At 46.9% G+C, this 15,221-nt stretch carries 12 protein-coding genes and 1 tRNA gene; 5 read left to right on the forward strand and 8 right to left on the reverse strand.

Going from position 1 to position 15,221, the window contains the following annotated elements; translation table 11 throughout:
* Positions 1-63 precede the first annotated feature (63 nt).
* From clpX to D515_RS01940, 4 genes are all read right to left on the reverse strand, one after another.
* Entirely contained in the window at positions 64-1,344 is a 1,281-nt protein-coding gene (gene clpX / locus D515_RS01925; RefSeq protein ID WP_002535559.1) for an ATP-dependent protease ATP-binding subunit ClpX, read from the reverse strand.
* A 139-nt stretch (positions 1,345-1,483) separates the two neighbouring features.
* Positions 1,484-2,107, reverse strand: a complete 624-nt coding sequence (clpP, locus tag D515_RS01930; protein ID WP_002535561.1) for an ATP-dependent Clp endopeptidase proteolytic subunit ClpP — start codon at positions 2,105-2,107, stop codon at positions 1,484-1,486.
* A 107-nt stretch (positions 2,108-2,214) separates the two neighbouring features.
* Positions 2,215-3,516: a trigger factor gene (tig, locus tag D515_RS01935; protein ID WP_002535563.1), complete on the reverse strand. Its 1,302-nt coding sequence runs from the start codon at positions 3,514-3,516 to the stop codon at positions 2,215-2,217.
* Positions 3,517-4,165: 649 nt separating this feature from the next.
* A tRNA-Arg gene (locus D515_RS01940) sits at positions 4,166-4,242 on the reverse strand.
* 309 nt (positions 4,243-4,551) lie between these two features.
* Between D515_RS01940 and D515_RS01945 the strand changes: the two genes are divergently transcribed.
* The 4 genes from D515_RS01945 to folD all read left to right on the forward strand — a co-directional run bounded on the left by D515_RS01945 (position 4,552) and on the right by folD (position 8,666).
* Positions 4,552-5,049, forward strand: coding sequence for an MgtC/SapB family protein (locus D515_RS01945; protein WP_002535565.1), 498 nt, complete (start codon positions 4,552-4,554; stop codon positions 5,047-5,049).
* Between the two features lie 181 nt (positions 5,050-5,230).
* Positions 5,231-6,418 carry an MFS transporter gene (locus D515_RS01950; RefSeq protein WP_002535566.1) on the forward strand — a complete coding sequence of 396 codons (1,188 nt, stop codon included), beginning with the start codon at positions 5,231-5,233 and terminating at the stop codon, positions 6,416-6,418.
* Positions 6,419-6,962: 544 nt separating this feature from the next.
* Positions 6,963-7,673 (forward strand): trypsin-like peptidase domain-containing protein, encoded by a 711-nt coding sequence (locus tag D515_RS01955; protein WP_002535567.1) that lies wholly within the window; start codon positions 6,963-6,965, stop codon positions 7,671-7,673.
* 138 nt (positions 7,674-7,811) lie between these two features.
* Positions 7,812-8,666, forward strand: a complete 855-nt coding sequence (gene folD, locus D515_RS01960; RefSeq protein ID WP_002535569.1) for a bifunctional methylenetetrahydrofolate dehydrogenase/methenyltetrahydrofolate cyclohydrolase FolD — start codon at positions 7,812-7,814, stop codon at positions 8,664-8,666.
* Positions 8,667-8,722: 56 nt separating this feature from the next.
* Here folD and cpsG read toward each other — a convergent pair whose 3' ends face one another.
* The 4 genes from cpsG to rfbB all read right to left on the reverse strand — a co-directional run bounded on the left by cpsG (position 8,723) and on the right by rfbB (position 13,650).
* On the reverse strand, positions 8,723-10,087 hold the full coding sequence (gene cpsG, locus D515_RS01965) for a phosphomannomutase CpsG (protein WP_002535570.1): 1,365 nt from the start codon (positions 10,085-10,087) through the stop codon (positions 8,723-8,725).
* Between the two features lie 5 nt (positions 10,088-10,092).
* Complete coding sequence (locus D515_RS01970; protein WP_002535572.1) at positions 10,093-11,514, reverse strand: mannose-1-phosphate guanylyltransferase/mannose-6-phosphate isomerase; 1,422 nt, start codon at positions 11,512-11,514, stop codon at positions 10,093-10,095.
* 154 nt (positions 11,515-11,668) lie between these two features.
* On the reverse strand, positions 11,669-12,568 hold the full coding sequence (gene rfbA, locus D515_RS01975) for a glucose-1-phosphate thymidylyltransferase RfbA (RefSeq protein WP_002535574.1): 900 nt from the start codon (positions 12,566-12,568) through the stop codon (positions 11,669-11,671).
* A gap of 20 nt (positions 12,569-12,588) precedes the next feature.
* The gene (gene rfbB / locus D515_RS01980) at positions 12,589-13,650 is read right to left on the reverse strand and encodes a dTDP-glucose 4,6-dehydratase (protein WP_039849485.1); all 1,062 of its coding nucleotides are present in this window, start codon (positions 13,648-13,650) and stop codon (positions 12,589-12,591) included.
* 494 nt (positions 13,651-14,144) lie between these two features.
* Between rfbB and wecA the strand changes: the two genes are divergently transcribed.
* Positions 14,145-15,221: a UDP-N-acetylglucosamine--undecaprenyl-phosphate N-acetylglucosaminephosphotransferase gene (gene wecA / locus D515_RS01985; RefSeq protein ID WP_039849487.1), complete on the forward strand. Its 1,077-nt coding sequence runs from the start codon at positions 14,145-14,147 to the stop codon at positions 15,219-15,221.

Consider the following 15,221-nt stretch of genomic DNA (forward strand, 5'->3'; position numbering starts at 1 on the left):
TGCTCCCTTTTTTTCGGTAATTTGTTGGTTAAATAAGCAATTTAACCCTAAGCAACATGCGCCTTATTCCGCGCCTGCCGCCTGATTTTCTGATGCTTCATAAATCAGCAGTGGATCAGACTCACCTTTGATCACAGATTCATCAATCACCACTTTGGTGACATCTTTGCTTGAAGGCAGATCGTACATGGTGTCCAGAAGCACCGCTTCCACAATTGAGCGCAGGCCACGAGCACCGGTTTTACGGTCCATCGCTTTCTTAGCAATTGCAGTCAGGGCGTCATCACGGAACTCCAGTTCAACACCGTCCAATTCCAGCAAGGCTGCATACTGTTTGGTGAGCGCGTTCTTAGGTTCACGAAGAATCTGCACCAGTGCATCTTCATCAAGCTCGCCCAAAATCGCCGTGACTGGCAGACGACCGATAAATTCCGGGATCAAACCGTACTTCACCAAATCTTCTGGTTCCACTTTGCTGAACAGGTCGCTCAGTGTCGCTTCCTGATCTTTTGTACGAACTTCCGCACCAAAGCCGATACCACTGCCTTTCGCCACACGCTGGTCTACCACTTTGTCGAGACCGGCAAATGCGCCGCCACAAATGAACAGGATTTTTGAGGTATCAACCTGCAGGAATTCCTGTTGCGGGTGCTTACGGCCACCTTGTGGTGGAACAGAAGCAATCGTACCTTCAACCAGCTTCAACAGCGCCTGCTGAACACCTTCACCGGAAACGTCACGGGTGATAGATGGGTTGTCGGACTTACGAGAAATCTTGTCGATTTCATCAATGTATACGATGCCGCGTTCTGCTTTTGCTACGTCGTAATCACACTTCTGAAGCAGTTTCTGGATGATGTTTTCAACGTCTTCACCCACATAACCTGCTTCGGTCAGTGTCGTGGCATCTGCCATGGTGAACGGCACATCCAGAAAACGCGCCAGCGTTTCTGCCAACAGCGTCTTACCACTACCGGTAGGACCAATAAGAAGAATATTACTTTTACCCAGCTCGACGCCATCAGCCGTTGTGTCGCCGTTACGAAGGCGTTTGTAGTGGTTGTATACCGCTACAGACAATACTTTCTTCGCACGATCTTGACCGATAACGTAATCATCCAGGTGCGCGCGGATCTCTTGCGGAGTTGGAAGCTCGTTACTGTCGCGCTTAGGCATGACCTCTTTTATTTCTTCACGAATGATGTCGTTACACAGGTCAACACACTCATCGCAGATATAAACAGAAGGTCCAGCAATTAACTTGCGTACTTCATGCTGGCTTTTGCCGCAGAAAGAGCAGTAAAGCAGTTTGCCGCTGCCACCGTCTTTTCGCTTGTCTGTCATTCGCTAACCTCTTTAGGCCTTAGCCCATGTTTACCATGATCTGAGTCTATAACATCTCGGGGAAATTTTCCGAACACCGAGAGACTCAATTCCAGGACGGTTAGTGTTAAGTAAACCTAACCGTCTCAGAATTAATAAATTAATCGCGCTTATTCAGTACCGCGTCAACCAGACCATAGTCAGCCGCATCCTGTGCAGCCATAAAGTTGTCACGATCAGTGTCTCGTTCAATCACTTCCAGCGGTTGACCCGTGTGCTCAGCCAACAGGGTGTTCAGCTTTTGCTTGATGGTCAAAATTTCTTGCGCGTGGATTTGAATGTCAGACGCCTGACCTTGGAATCCGCCAAGTGGCTGGTGAATCATGACACGGGAGTTTGGCAGACAGTAACGCTTACCTTTTGCGCCACCCGCCAACAGGAATGCACCCATTGAGCAAGCCTGACCCATACATACCGTGCTCACGTCTGGTTTAATGTACTGCATCGTATCGTAAATAGACATACCTGCAGTCACCGAACCACCCGGTGAGTTAATGTAGAGGAAGATATCTTTATCAGGATTTTCTGATTCCAGGAACAGCAGCTGCGCAACAACAAGGTTCGCCATATGATCTTCAACCTGACCAGTCAGGAAGATCACACGCTCTTTCAAAAGGCGGGAATAGATGTCATACGAACGTTCACCGCGGGAAGTCTGTTCAACCACCATCGGCACCAATGCATCCATGATAGAAGGCATTCCGTTTTTTTCTTGAAAGCTCATAGTGTTATATCCCTAAAATAAATGGCCCGGATGAAATTACTTCATACGGACCATTGTTATCAGAAGAGTGAATTCTAAGTCAATTGTCCACTCAACAATTCTAGCACTTATGCTTGAGCTGGGTTCATCAGCTCAGAGAAAGCTTGCTCTTTTTCAGAAACTTGTGCTTTACCCAGCAGTGCGTCGATTGCTTGTTCTTCAAGAGCAACGTTGCGCATGTTTTCCATCAGGCGCTGGTCTTTCTCGTAGTAAGCCACAACTTCTGATGGATCTTCGTATGCAGAAGCCATTTCTTCGATCAGTGCTTTCACGCGGTCTTCATCAGCTTTCAGCTCTTCAGACTTGATCACTTCACCCAGGAGCAGACCAACAACTACGCGGCGTTTTGCTTGTTCTTCGAACAGCTCACGTGGCAGTTCTGGTGCGTTTTCCATGTTGCCACCGAAACGCTGAACTGCTTGCTGACGCAGAACGTTAACTTCTTGGTCGATCAGTGCAGCAGGTACATCGATGTCGTTGTTAGCAACCAGACCATCGATCACTTGCTCTTTAACCTTGTTCTTAACCGCTTGCTTCAGTTCGCGTTCCATGTTTTTACGAACTTCAGCTTTCAGGCCGTCAACGCTGCCGTCTTCAACGCCGAAACGTGCAACGAACTCTTCAGTCAGTTCTGGCAGTTCTTGCGCTTCAACTTTGCTCAGCTTGATGTCGAACTTCGCTGCTTTACCTTTCAGGTTTTCAGCGTGGTAGTCTTCTGGGAAAGTCACGTCGATAGTGAACTCTTCGCCCGCTTTCTTACCAACGATACCGTCTTCAAAACCTGGGATCATGCGGCCTTGGCCCATAACCAGTGCGAAGCCTTCTGCTTTACCGCCTTCGAACTCTTCGCCGTCGATAGAGCCAGAGAAGTCCATTGTTACGCGGCTGCTTGCTTCAGCTGCTGCGTCAACTTCTGACCAAGAAGCCTGCTGCTTACGCAGAGTCTCAATCATTTCAGCAACGTCTTCTTCTTTAACGTCAGCCAGTGGCTTAACCACTTCTACTTTGTCCAGATCTTTCAGCGCGATTTCTGGGTAAACTTCGAAAGAAGCTTTGAATACCAGATCTTTGCCTTCTTCAGTGTCAACTGGAGTGAAAGTTGGCGCACCCGCTGGGTTGATTTTCTCTTTGATGATCGCTTCGATGAAATGACGCTGCATCACTTCACCCATCACGTCGTTACGTACAGCTTTACCGTACATACGTGAAACCATCTTCAAAGGCACTTTACCTTTACGGAAACCATCGAAACGACGATTTTTAGCAATGTTGCGAAGCTCTGCAGTTACTGCGTCTTCGATGTTTGCTGCTGGAACGGTGATAGTCAGGTGGCGCTCTAGGCCTTCTGTGGTTTCAACGGTAACTTGCATTGTATTAATAACCTCAAAACTTACTCAGGGTCGCTGAGTGATGTTGCCCGGCTCCTGCCGGTAGCATCCTTTCGTGCTACAGCGAATCGTTCGCCATAGCGCCTGTGAATCTGGATACACAGCGCGTTGGCGCGGGTATCGATTAGCCTCAAAAGACGAGGCATGATTTTTAAGACGCGCCATTATAGCGGCACCGCCCTGTCGAGTCGAGACGGGCTAGGTCCATCGTCATGTTTCTGTGAGATTGGGGCGAGAAAATGGATTTCAAGGGGTGGAAGGAAAAAGAAAGGTCCTAGGGTCCTAGGGTCCTAGGGTCCTAGGGTCCTAGAAGACGATACTTGTGAGGTTTTGATGTCAAGCGGGGATATTCATGTATCCACGCAATTGATAGAAAATCTGAGTAAAGAGGTCCTAGGTCCTAGGTCCTAGGTCCTAGAGAAATATAAAAGTGGTATGTCAACTTTAAGATAAAAAATGATTAGCAAACCCGCTTGGCTCTTTGCGGTTGGCTTTTCCTAGGACCTAGGCCCTGCTCTTCCCTAGGATCTTCTTTTCCTAGGATCATCTTTTCAATCAACGTCGAGAATCTGCAGTGCGATGCGTTCGGGAAAAATTGCGATGAGAATATGTACGAGGGAGAAGTAGAAAGTGGCACGCCCTACAGGATTCGAACCTGTGACCCACGGCTTAGAAGGCCGTTGCTCTATCCAACTGAGCTAAGGGCGCACTTCATTCACACAGTGTGCGAACGCAGGGCAGGATTATAAAGGCCCGAGTTTCTTCGTCAACGCTTTTCCTTGTGCTTTGCTGTTAAATGCCTAAGAAACAAACATAGTTGTTACCCTAACGCGAAAAATCCCCTTCTTTTTTTTCCTCTGTCTCTGTCGGTAAACAACGTCTGTTCTGACGATAAAATGATTTCATCGTGCTCCCTATTGTTCTTTTTCTCGCTAAAGCGGATATTTCTGCGCCACAAATATCCCAGGGTCTGCAGACCCGAGGGGTTAAATTTTTTCTAGCCCGGAAGTAAAGAGAATGAATGAGTTTTGGGATATCACCCCGTTTAGCTGGGAAGGCGTACTCACCTGTGCCGCCTGCGGATGGATTTTAGGCCTTGAGCGCCAACTTCGCGGAAAGCCCGTGGGTATCCGTACGGCGATCCTCATTATTCTCGGTACCTACCTTTTTATGCGTCTGGCAACATCCCTTTCAGATAACTCGCTGGATCATGCGCGAGTACTCGGTCAGATAGTTACAGGTGTCGGTTTTCTGGGTGCAGGCGTCATGATGGCACGAGATGGTCAAATCCAAGGCGTGACCTCTGCAGCCGTCGTTTGGTTGATGGCCGGCCTTGGTATGGTGATCGCTTTTGACTACGGACGCCAAGCACTGCTTCTTTGTGCGTTTGTGCTTTTTGTCCTTGTTGGTCTGGATAAAGTTGAAACAACGTTTTCTTCCCTGACAAAAGGCGTGCATAAACGCTGGGAGAAGAAGCGGAAAAAGACCGGAAAACATGCAGATATCATCGACTAGTAAGTGATCATTCTGCACAACCATTTCCATCAAAAGATTTTATCGTCACCACAAAATTATCTCTCTTTACGTTTGAGGGTGGCGAAATAATAATCGCGCCTGAACGCACCTTTCTCTGCGTTAAAACCTGCACTTCCTGTGCAGGTTTTTTAATTTCAATTCAGACGATTAAGGAAAAACATTGCAACAGAACCCTGTTATGCAGGCTGATCGCAACAGTCCTCTTGTGCCTGTTCTTAGCCTAAGCCTTTTTGCCGTTGCGTCAGGTTTCCTGATGAGCCTCATCCCGCTTGCGCTTGACGCACGTGGCATGTCGGTGAATCTTGCCTCCTGGCTCGCGAGCGTGTTTTACGCAGGCCTGCTTGGCGGTGCGTTGATCAGTGCACGCATCGTTGGCAAGTTTGGCCATCGCAGTGCGTTAGTTGCGTTTTTGCTTATCGTTGTCAGCACCGTGGGTTTGATGGCATTCAGCGCCTCACCGGCTGCATGGCTGTTTGCACGTTTTGTTGCAGGCATCGCGGTTGCCGGTGTGTTTGTCGTGATCGAGTCTTGGCTGCTAATGGCAGACACAGAAAAAGCCCGCGCCAAGCGTCTGGGCCTTTACATGGCATCGCTTTACGGAGGCTCTGCATTGGGTCAGCTTGGTATCGGCATGTTCGGTACTGAAGGCGCGATGCCACTGATTGTCGTGGCCAGCCTATTCTCAGCGGCGATTTTGCCACCACTGGTGTTCAAAAGGGGCCGCCCGAAAGCGGTTGGCCACGCGAGCATCAAAGTGAGCGAGATGAAAACCCTGCCAGCAGCGGCTTACATTGGCTGTATTGTGTCTGGTCTGGTGCTTGGATCAATCTATGGCCTATTGCCGCTGGAACTTGAAAGCAGTTACAGCCACGATCAGGTCGGCGCATTGATGGCTATCGTGATCCTTGGTGGCATGGTGGTGCAACCGCTGGTGAGCTGGTTGAACTCACGCATGGAAAAAGCACTGTTGATGGCGCTATTCTGCTTCCTCGGTTTGCTTTCCATTGCCATGATTGAAATCGCTACCGTATCAGCGGGCGCGATGGCAGGCATGTTCCTGTTGGGCGCATCAGCATTTGCCCTCTACCCTGTTGCTATCACGCTGGCTTGCCGCAATGTGGATGAGTCAAAAATCGTCGCTGCCGCAGAACTAATGCTACTCAGCTACAGCGTAGGTTCAGTGATTGGTCCGATCGTGGCCGGTGAAGCCATGTCCATGAAAGGCGGTTTAATGTTCTACTTTATGGTCTGCTTCGCTGCAACTCTGCTTTACATGCTTGGCTCAACCAAGCGCAACCGCTCAACCGGCACTGATGGTGTTGACGAAGCGGTATCGATAGATATCTGATTCAAAAAGTTATTTAAGCAAGGTGCTCACTGGTAGCGCCTTGCCTTCCCCCTTCTTGCCTTTTTGGTTTCACATCCTTCTCGCTGCAAATTTTCTATACAAAAAGCCGCAAAAACGCATTTAAGGTATGAAGTACGCCTAATTACTGCCGTATTTTTTTGACGTTAATCACACAGAAACAATGCCCAACGCTAACTCACTCATTTATTGATAATTTACTTTATTAGCGCTTCTAAATATCTTTCGGCACATCATACAGTTAGTGGAGTTTTGGCCAAATAAGGAGGCAGTTAACAACGTGTTTTAACAGAATTCCAAGACATCTTATTGGAAAAAGAACAGACGACGGTATAAATCTGTCGCAAACCCAATTTCTTAGTCATTCCCACAATTAAAGAGCGGTTATTAATACTTACATTTCAATAAGTTATTATTTTTAGTGACTAATTAATCAATAGCATTTTGTACATCATTTAAACCCTTCCTACGCTCAATTTGCGGGTCTAGAAATTGAGACTCGTATCACAGCGTAGGAGGTGTCGGCATGTTCCAAGCGTTTTCGAAAGTGATGGGCAGTGTGTTTCTTTTATTTAGTCTACAAGGCTGTATCTTGATAAACGGGCCTTTGGATTATGCAGATACCTCCAATGAGCACGACGTCAACTATCTCGCCGTAGGCATCCCCTTCATTCTCGGCGGGCATGGCACCAGCGTTCCCCTCACGCCAGAAATCAGCTTGACTGCAAAGCATGTCGCCAAACTTGATTACAGTGAAGTGATTGCATATCACCCGGATTGCGACGTTGCCCTTATCAAAGAAGACAATACTGACAAACGCTTAGCCTCCTTGGGTACTGTTCAAACAGATGGTGGCATCACTACCGTCGGCATGGGGTTAACCGGCAAAGTGCTGCTCGGTAAAGGTAAGTACTATCGTGATGTCAATTTTGTCGACAGCACTTTATTTGCAAGGTGCCCGGCAAGTATTACCGATGCCCCCATCCAGTCTGGCATGAGTGGTGGTGGGGCGTTCAACGAAAACGGTGAATTGGTTGGGATCATTTCAGGCATGTCCAGCTCCGGTTTCCGTATGCTCGATGGCAGTACTCTTGGCAACGAAAGAACCAGTGTGTTTGTTTCAACACTTTACGTCAGAGGTTGGCTTATCGAATCTATCGAAACCTACTATGGCGACTCCATTGACAACCTCACCGCCGGCACACCAAGTTTTTCCGCTGCCTATCTCAGTGAATAGCCGTTCTATTTCGTTAAAAAGCGCCTGCGTGCGCTTTTTAATACATCACTGACGCAAACGTTTGCCCTATAGCCATGTCACACTTTTTTTGTCAAAATAGCGCCACTTTCCCGTCTATCTCTTTGCCAAAGGAAAAACATGGCCGCTCAAATCATTGATGGAAAACTTATCTCTCAAACTGTTCGTCAGGAAGTTGCTGCACGTGTAGAAGCCCGAAAAGCAGCAGGCCTCAGAGCGCCGGGCCTGGCCGTGGTGTTGGTGGGTGATGACCCAGCTTCCCAAGTTTACGTTGGCAGCAAACGTCGCGTGTGTGAAGAAGTGGGTTTTGTCTCTAAATCCTACGACTTACCATCAACCACCAGCGAAGCAGAACTGCTTGGTTTGATTGATGATTTGAATGCAGACCCTGAAATCGATGGCATTCTGGTTCAATTGCCGCTCCCTGCACAAATGGACCCGACTAATGTCCTTGAACGCATCCACCCAGAGAAAGACGTCGACGGCTTCCACCCATACAATGTTGGCCGCCTGTGTCAGCGCATGCCGAAACTGCGCTCATGCACACCGAAAGGCATCATCACACTGCTTGAGCGCTATAACGTGCCTTTACGTGGTAAACATGCTGTTGTGGTAGGCGCTTCAAACATTGTTGGCCGTCCAATGACGATGGAGCTGTTACTTGCAGGCTGCACCACCACCACGTGCCATCGTTTTACCAAAGACTTGGAAGGCCACGTTCGCCAAGCTGATCTTTTGGTTGTTGCTGTGGGCAAACCAAACTTCATTCCAGGTGATTGGATTAAACCTGGCGCAGTCGTGATTGATGTGGGTATCAACCGATTGGAAGATGGCAAACTGGTAGGTGATGTGGAATATGGCGTTGCTGCAGAGAAAGCCAGCCATATTACCCCAGTACCCGGTGGTGTTGGCCCAATGACAGTGGCAACGCTAATTGAGAATACCCTGCTGGCTTGCGAGCAATACCATTCTTAAACGAATATAGAAAAACAGCGGCAAATTAAGCCGCTGTTTTTTACCTCTCTACTCTACTATTTCCGCAATAGAGCGAGTATTTCTTCGGTTTTAGCCTGCATAAGCTCAACATCCTGTTTAGACTCGACATTCAAGCGAACAACAGGTTCAGTATTGGAAGATCGGAGGTTAAAGCGCCATTCCTCAAATTCGAGACTGATACCGTCAGTGGTGTCTTTGACTTTAGCTTCAGACTCATAAGCCTGTCTTACTCTCTCAATAGCCGATTGCGGGTCTTCCAGCTTAGAGTTTATTTCACCTGAAGATGGATAAGCAGCAATTCGCTCTTTAACCATGTCGGAAAGAGACATATTTTTCGTTGAGAGAAGCTCTGTAACCAATAGCCAAGGGATCATCCCGCTGTCGCAATAAGCAAAGTCTCGGAAGTAGTGGTGAGCACTCATTTCACCGCCATAAATAGCGTCTTCTTTTCGCATTCTTTCTTTGATAAATGCGTGACCTGTTTTAGACATAATGGGCTCACCGCCCGCCTTTGTCACAACATCAATAGTGTTCCAGCTCAAGCGAGGGTCATGGATGATTTTTGCCCCAGGATTCTTCTGGAGAAATGCTTCTCCAAGCAGCCCAACGATGTAGTAACCTTCGATGAATTCACCTTTTTCATCAAAGAGAAAACATCGGTCAAAGTCTCCATCCCATGCAATACCCATGTCTGCACTGTGCTGTTTTACAGCTGAGGCCGTGTCTTCGCGACACTCAGGCAACAGAGGGTTCGGGATACCATTCGGGAAATTGCCATCTGGATGATGGTGAACTTTTACAAACTCAACCGGAATTCCAAGCGTTTTAAAGCGGAGCTCAAGCTCGTCGATCACATGCCCAGCGGCACCATTACCTGCGTTTACAACCAGTTTTATCGGCTTGATGTTTGCCGGAGTAATGTATGTCAAAAGATGGTCGACATACGCTTCCAAGTTTGAGGTTTTTGTCAATTGCCCTTTGCGATCAACGGATTCAAAGTTGTTCTCTTCAGCAAGCGTTTTTATATCGAATAAGCCAGTATCACCACTGATAGGTTTTGCGTCTTCGCGAACCAGCTTCATACCGTTATAGTTCATAGGGTTGTGGCTAGCGGTGACTTCAATACCACCGTCCGTTCCCAGAAACTTAGTCGCGTAGTAGATTTCTTCAGTGCCTGTCATGCCGATATCAAGCACATCGACGCCGGCGTCCATCAGTCCTTCAGCGACGGCCAATTTAAGAGACTCAGAAGTCAACCTGACATCCCCACCAACGACAACCGTTTTCGGCTTCAAATACTGGCCAAATGCGCGGCCAATTCTATAGGCGATATCTTCATTCAGTTCAGGGCCTAATTCACCACGAATATCATAGGCTTTAAAGCAGCTAAGCGTCGTCATTTCAATTAATATCCTTCACCAGGGGAGTCAATTCTTACAATGTCGTCTTCTTCTAAGTAAGCCCCTGTTCTAACTTCAATTAACTCTAAAGGGATCTTTCCTGGGTTTTCAAAAGAGTGCGCGGAACCAACAGGAATGTAAGTCGATTCATTTTCCGCAACAAAGTACTCATCATCACCGTTGCGAACTTTAGCCGTACCAGAAACCACAACCCAATGCTCGGCTCTATGGTAGTGAATCTGAGTCGCGGTTCTTCCCCCCGGTTTCACTATCACATGCTTCACGTGATAGCGCTCCCCGTCAGCGATCTGCTCATGGTAACCCCAAGGACGGAAAACTTCCCGATGCTGGAGATGCTCAGTTCGCTGTTCTTTCTTCAGTTGGTTAACAATGTTTTTCACACGTTGGACATGATCTTTATGTGTAACCAGAACTGCATCTTTAGTTTCAACAACAATCAAATCGCTGACACCGACTGTCGCCACCAATCTACTCTGGGCATTAATGTAACTATTTGTAGTTGTATCAGAAATCACATCTCCGATAACAACGTTCCCTTCCGCACTTTTGTCTTCTATATCCCAAAGTGCTGACCAAGAGCCAACGTCACTCCAACCAGCCTGCATAGGAACCACGGCCGCAAGGTTGGTTTTTTCCATTACTGCATAGTCGATAGAATCATCAGGACAGCGTTCAAATTCACTTTCATCCAAGCGAACAAAGTCCAGATCCTGACGCGCTTTTTCCAATGAAAGCCTACAAGCGCTCAAAATGTCTGGGCTAAACTTTTCCAACTCAGCGATGAAAGTTGAAGCTTTAAACATGAACATGCCGCTGTTCCAGTAGTACTTACCTGAAGCCACATATTCTTCGGCAGTAGCCAAATCAGGCTTTTCCACGAAAGCTTCTACAGTGTAAGCATCGTCGGTCACTGGTGTGCCATGCTTAATATACCCGAAGCCCGTTTCAGGTTTATCAGGAACGACTCCAAATGTCGTCATAAAGCCATTCTCAGCAGCCAGTGCTGCCGCTTTAACAACGTCCGTGAACGCATCGCTTTGCTTGATAACATGATCCGATGACAACACGAGCAAAATTGGATCTTCACCAGATTCGACGGCTTTTAGTGCAGCAATGGCAACTGCTGGAGCGGTGTTTCTACCAAATGGTTCCAAAATAATGGCTTCCGGATCGATGCCAGCGGTTCGAAGCTGCTCCGCAACGAGGAAGCGGTGTTCCTGATTACAAATAACCAGAGGCGGCAGGTGCTCAATATCTTCAAGCCGGAAAATCGTCTCTTGCAACATAGTGTACTTCGACACTAAAGAGAGAAACTGCTTAGGGAAAAATGTTCGAGACATTGGCCACAGTCGTGAACCAGAGCCACCAGCCATAACAACCGGCAGGATTTTATTTCTATTTTTCATAATCTTACCATCATATCAATTTTGCATATTGAGCATTTGATAGTTTTAATTCTTTTATCGGGCAGCATTAAATCGACAAATTATTCTTCTAAACCTTCTAATATCAGTGAAGGTTATCTCTCCATCTGAAAAGGCTTCGCATGGCTTTGGGAGTCTATTCCCCCAGCCGGATTTGGAGCTGTTTCGACTTTTCAGAAACCAGACGATTCAGGTACTGGCCATAGTCATTTTTCAACATAGGTCTTGCTATATCCAAAAGTTGAGCGTCATCCAGCCAGCCATTACGCCAGGCTATCTCCTCCAAGCATGCAACTTTGAGTCCCTGAACGTTCTCAATCGCCTGGACGTAGGAAGAAGCTTCATGCAAGCTCTCGTGTGTGCCAGTATCAAGCCAGGCAAAACCCCGCCCAAGCAATTCTACGTTTAACTCAGCTTGTTCCAGATACATTTGGTTGAGTGCTGTTATCTCCAACTCTCCACGCTCTGAAGGCTTTACTTTTTTTGCCAGATCTACCACACGGTTATCGTAGAAATACAAACCAGTCACAGCCCAGTTTGATTTGGGCTTTACGGGTTTTTCTTCTATAGAAAGTGCACGGTATTGCTCATCAAACTCAACCACTCCGAAGCGTTCTGGGTCTTTCACCATATAGCCAAAGACAGTCGCACCCTGATTATTGTTAACTACATTTCTCAGTGTTTTGGTAAAAGACTGACCATAGAAAATGTTGTCACCCAAAATCAAACAACAAGCATCATCACCAATGAAGTCTTCACCAATGATAAAGGCCTGTGCTAAACCATCTGGCGAAGGCTGAATAGCGTACTTAATATTGATGCCAAAGGACTCACCGTTACCCAGAAGTCTTTTGAATGACAGATTGTCTTCCGGAGTGGTAATAATGAGTACGTCTCGGATACCCGCCAACATCAACGTTGACAACGGGTAGTAAATCATGGGCTTGTCGTAAACTGGCAGTAACTGCTTTGATACGCCTTTTGTAATTGGATAGAGCCTGGTTCCAGCTCCACCCGCAAGAATAATACCTTTCAACCTAGAGTGTCCTTTTCAGCTCAGATATTTCCCAAACGTTGTCTTGAATAAGACCCATCTAGAACTCGTTCCCACCAATTTGAATTTTTGAGATACCACTGAACTGTTTTTCTAAGGCCAGTTTCAAAGGTTTCCTGCGGTGTCCACCCCAGTTGCTGCTCAATCTTGGAAGCATCAATCGCATATCTCAGGTCATGTCCAGGTCGGTCTGGAACAAAGGTGATAAGATCTCTAAATGCATCCAATCCTGCTGGTAATGGCACATTCATTTCAGTCAACAAATCACAAATCGACGTCACGACTTCCAAATTCGTCTTTTCGTTGTGACCACCAATGTTGTAAGTTTCACCAACTACACCTTTTGTTACAACGCTATATAGCGCTCTTGCATGATCTTCAACAAAAAGCCAGTCCCTAATTTGGCTCCCATCACCGTAAACTGGCAAAGCATTGCCTTCGATAGCATTCAGAATCACTAAAGGGATGAGCTTTTCAGGGAAATGATATGGACCATAATTGTTTGAACAATTAGTGATCAAAACAGGTAGACCATATGTCCGGTACCAAGCACGGACAAGATGGTCACTTGACGCTTTTGACGCAGAGTAAGGGCTGCTTGGAGCATATGGCGTCGATTCGGTGAACAACGCATCGGTACCATCTAAATCACCATATACCTCATCAGTAGAAATATGATGAAAACGAAATACTTCCCGACGGCTAGCATCCATGTTGTTCCAGTACTTACGGCTCACTTCCAGAAGTGTATATGTGCCGACAATATTGGTCTCAATAAACTCTGATGGGCCATCAATGGATCGGTCCACATGGCTTTCCGCAGCCAAATGCATAATCGCATCAGGTTGATGAATGTCGAAGACCTTTTCCAGAAAGGCACGGTCACAAATATCGCCGTGCTCAAATGAATAGCGCTCATTTTCGGCAACACTCGTCAGGGATTCTAAATTTCCCGCGTAAGTCAGCTTGTCAACATTGACGACACTATTGCCTGTATTTTCAATAATATGCCTAACAACTGCAGAACCTATAAAGCCCGCGCCACCTGTAATAAGTAATTTCACTGATAACTCTCTTTGGTGTTGTAGTTTATCGTGGTGCTGGGGCCACAATATACACGGAATTCAAGGTCAAACCGAGCAATTCTTAGGGCACTAAAAACGCCTCTGCCGTTGCTTTTGCACTTACCGCAAGACTCAACCAGAAGTCGTGTCACTTTGATAACGTCTTTTCCTTATAAATTCCTTGAATAGGATCAACGCAATACCAATCAACAAAACCCAACGACTTTGCTATGTAGCTTCTTCAGGGTCCGCCGCCAGGCAAACATTAAACGCAACAAAACCTCTCCCCAAACAACATTCATTAACAACCCCTCTGATGTTAGTCAATATATTGACACTCTGTCGCATTTTATAAACACCAGTATATGCATCAGCGTCACCTTCAATCAAAATTTCGCCGATTTATCCAATAACAAAGTCCATCGCGACCCACATTAAAACAACCACATGGTGTCGCTTAAACGTCAATCGGCAAGCAAATGTTGGTGATAAGGATGTTAACTCCATACATAGGAATATCTGTCCTTTCCTTTATAACACTCTACATATTCAGGAAGGTCGCACACCCCGTTGGCTTAGTCGATAAGCCTAACGAGAGAAAACAGCACATAGGAGCGATTCCTTTAGTCGGCGGTCTTACTGTATTCAGCAGCCTGTGTGTCTATTTAGTTTTCTTTACTGACCCTAACACTTCTTGGCTTCAAATCCTCGCCTGTCTTAGCATCCTCACTTTTGTGGGCGTGCTGGATGACAAATTTGATATCAGCTACAAGATCCGCTTCTTCGTCCAAATATGCCTTTCCATCATTATGATGACGATTATCGGCCTAAAGATAACCTATCTCGGCGATCTTATTGGCGTCGGTAGTATTTCCTTTGGATTCTTGGGCTATATCATTACTGTGCTGGCGGTATTGGGCGCTATCAACGCGTTCAATATGGTGGATGGCATTGATGGGTTATTGGGCGGGCTTTCTGTCGTGACCTTTGGTGCGCTTGCTTACCTTTTCTCTTCCAGTGGTCAAACGGCGCTTGCGGGCATATGTATTGCCCTCATTAGTACGCTTATCCCTTACGTGATAATGAACCTTGGGTTGTTCGGCAAAAAACGTAAAGTCTTTATGGGCGATTCAGGCTCGATGGTGATTGGCTTTACTGCGATTTGGTTACTGCTTGAAGCCACACAGGTGAAAGAGCAAGCGGTGATGCGACCCGTGACAGCGCTCTGGCTTATCGCACTGCCACTGATGGACATGGCTGCCATTATGGTAAGAAGAGTGAAGAGAGGTGATTCGCCGTTTAAGCCAGACAGGGAACATTTGCACCATATCTTTCAGCGAGCCGGCTTGAACTCCCATCAAACGCTCACCGCGATTTGCACGATTGCGCTGACCTTTGCCGCCATCGGCATTATCGGGGAGAACCTTGCGATTCCCGAATACATCATGTTCGGTCTGTTTCTCGGGTTATTCGGCATCTACTATCTGGCATTAGCCTACGTATGGAGATTGCTGACCTTCTTCCGTCGTCTGTTCAAGAAAGACAGCTTAAGCTACCAACAAGAAGGTTAG

Origin of the sequence: Grimontia indica (assembly GCF_000333895.2) — a bacterium.
In the GTDB taxonomy this organism is placed as follows: Bacteria; Pseudomonadota; Gammaproteobacteria; order Enterobacterales; family Vibrionaceae; genus Enterovibrio; species Enterovibrio indicus.